The sequence below is a fragment of the Promicromonospora kroppenstedtii DSM 19349 genome (assembly GCF_000515355.1).
GTDB lineage: Bacteria > Actinomycetota > Actinomycetes > Actinomycetales > Cellulomonadaceae > Promicromonospora > Promicromonospora kroppenstedtii.
In genome coordinates this window covers 10,272-12,571 of sequence record NZ_KI911625.1, presented here as the reverse complement: position 1 = coordinate 12,571, position 2,300 = coordinate 10,272, and the positions used below count along the sequence as shown (strand labels likewise).

Sequence of the window (2,300 nt, the reverse complement as noted above, 5' to 3'; positions counted from 1 at the left end):
GGGGCGACCCTGCCGGGCGCTACCGACGCCGTCGGGCACGGGATCGCGGGCACGGAGCACCTGGACGTGACGCGCGCGGAGGTCGAGTGGGCCGTGACGCACGAGGGCGCGCTCGACGCGGACGACGTGCTGGACCGCCGCACCCGGATCGGGCTGGTCCCGGCGGACCGCGGGGCGGTGCGCGAGGTCGTCGGGGAGCTGGTCGGGGACGCTCTGCAGCGGCTCTGAGGCGCCCGCCCCAGCGGAACTGGGGACCTCATGGTTCAAGCGAGTCGCTCGTCCTCGTGCTCGTGCTCGCGCTCGCGCTCGCGCTCGTGGCGTGCGTATCGGTTCGCTGCCGGGCCCGCTTGGTGACGTAGCGCCGCATCTTTTCCTGCGTGCCGCAGTCCTCCATCGAACACCAGCGGCGACTGCCGTTCTTCGTCGCGTCGAGGAAGACGAACCCACAACCGGGGCAGATCTTCAGGCGCTCGGTCGGGCCTCCACGAAGGAGGTCGGTCGCCGCGGTGGCCAGCTTCCACACCGGGGCGTCGGCGGTGGGTTCCCAGCTCCACACGATCCGGCCCTCCACCAGCACGGGCACGGCCCGTGCGACAGCGTCGGCCGTGGCTGACCGCAGCGTCGACAAGGCGTCACGGTCGGCATCACGGTGTTCCGCGACCGCTTCGACAACGGCGCGGACCGCGGCGCGGAGCACAGCGGCTGTCGCCAGGAGCCTCCGGCTCTGGTCATGGGACAACCCGTTCGGACCGGCCTCGCCCGCCGCCAGGCCTGCGTACGCGCACCAGGCCAAGAACTCTCCCGCCGATCGCAGCACATCCGTCGAGCGATCGGCCTCCGCCACGATATCGGTGTTGACGAAGTCGAGCGCTATGTGGCCCCCCACGGACCGCGGCCAACGTTCCGCTTCGGTCATCCCGCTGCCCTCCCACGGTTACCAGTAAAACCACTATAGATCGCCACCGGAGCGTGTTACCGTCTAAACGAGGATAGCCAGCAACACCGACGAGGGGCGATGGAGCCATGGAACCGGGACTGGTAGCAGCGATGATGACGAGAGCACGCAGGGGCGACCCGCGTCGGTACGACGGGTGCGTGATGCTCAGCGCCCTGCCGGGCGCTCCGACCGTCGAGTGGAAGCCTCGGAAGCAGGTCAGGAGCCGACGTCGCCGTCGGACTCGACGAGCGGGTTGAACGCGCCACCCCTGGGTCGGGCCTCAGCTCGGCGACGACCCGGCGAGACAGGCCCTAGGCCGGGGGTGCGGGCGTGCCCGGCGTCGCGGGCGCTGGTTCTCGTTCGCGACGCGGCGCGCGCAGCACCGAGAGCGCCACCATGCAGGCGATGAAACCGAGCAGCCAGCCGCCGGGGATGTCGCTGAGCCAGTGGTAGTCCAGCCAGGACATGAGGGCGCCCGCGATCATCACGATCACGGCGACCACGGGGATCATCTTGCGCAACCTGGACACGCTCGGGAACAGCCCGTTCTGGGTGAACAGCAGGCACAGGATGAAGAAGCCGGTGAAGAACGTGTTGGCGGCATGACCGGACGGGAACGCCTGGCCGCCGGCGTGCAGCACGTCCATGTTGTGGTGCGGGCCGGTGCGGCCCAGCCCGAACTTGGTGCTGTAGCCGATCAGCGCGATGGTCGCGAGGCCGGCCAGCACGGCGAGCACCGGACGGCGGGTGAGCAGGTTCCGGAGGGAGCCGGGGCCACCCTGCTTGCGGGCCACGTACAGGGCGGTACCGCCCACCATCGGGATGGTGAACATGCGCTCGCCCGTGATGCTCGCGACGATGTCGAGGAAGGCCTTCTCCCAGCCCACGGGGTGGTGGGAGTCCACGTAGTAGTGGAACTGCCAGTCCCAGGCGATGAAGGGTCCGCGGACCACGACCTGCCAGATGCAGAGGCCGAAGACCAGCAGGGCGATGACGGCGGCGACCACGGAGCTGCGCCAGGTCGGACGGGTCGCCGGGTCGAGCAGAGCCCCTGTCGATTGTGACTCCACTCGGGTATCACCCCTGCCCTCTGATTGCGCCATCGAGCCGATCCTACGGGTCTCAGGGTGAATGTTCGGTACCAGAATCGTGTCCGGGATACGCGGCCGGTGACGATCCCGGCACGGTCACGCCGGCCCAGGAGCGACCGTACCGCGTCAACCTGGACCGGTCACCCAGGCCAGGCGCGTGCGGCCCCTCGGCGCGGCCCGCCAAGGCCCGTCCCGGCGGCCGCGCGGTCACCTCCCGGACGTGCGCAGGGTCACGTCCGCGTTCACCCGCCGCGCCGGAGCGCTCACCCCCG

Annotated in this window: 3 protein-coding genes; 1 reads left to right on the top strand and 2 read right to left on the bottom strand. The window is 70.4% G+C overall.

Features of this window, described 5'->3' with window-relative positions; translation table 11 throughout:
- The coding region (locus PROKR_RS30555) for a glycerol-3-phosphate dehydrogenase C-terminal domain-containing protein (protein WP_281171674.1) at window positions 1–228 on the top strand (228 nt) is incomplete at its 5' end.
- Window positions 229–256: 28 nt separating this feature from the next.
- Here the strand turns inward: PROKR_RS30555 and PROKR_RS30550 are convergent.
- Entirely contained in the window at window positions 257–916 is a 660-nt protein-coding gene (locus tag PROKR_RS30550) for a CGNR zinc finger domain-containing protein (protein WP_084800269.1), read from the bottom strand.
- Between the two features lie 332 nt (window positions 917–1,248).
- Complete coding sequence (locus tag PROKR_RS05635) at window positions 1,249–2,040, bottom strand: phosphatase PAP2 family protein (RefSeq protein ID WP_084800268.1); 792 nt, start codon at window positions 2,038–2,040, stop codon at window positions 1,249–1,251.
- Between the last annotated feature and the right edge of the window lie 260 nt (window positions 2,041–2,300).

Excerpts from the sequence above, each read along its gene's own strand:
- PROKR_RS05635 (WP_084800268.1), bottom strand. The coding sequence starts at position 2,040 with ATGGCGCAATCAGAGGGCAGGGGTGATACCCGAGTGGAGTCACAATCG.
- PROKR_RS30550 (WP_084800269.1), bottom strand. The coding sequence starts at position 916 with ATGACCGAAGCGGAACGTTGGCCGCGGTCCGTGGGGGGCCACATAGCG.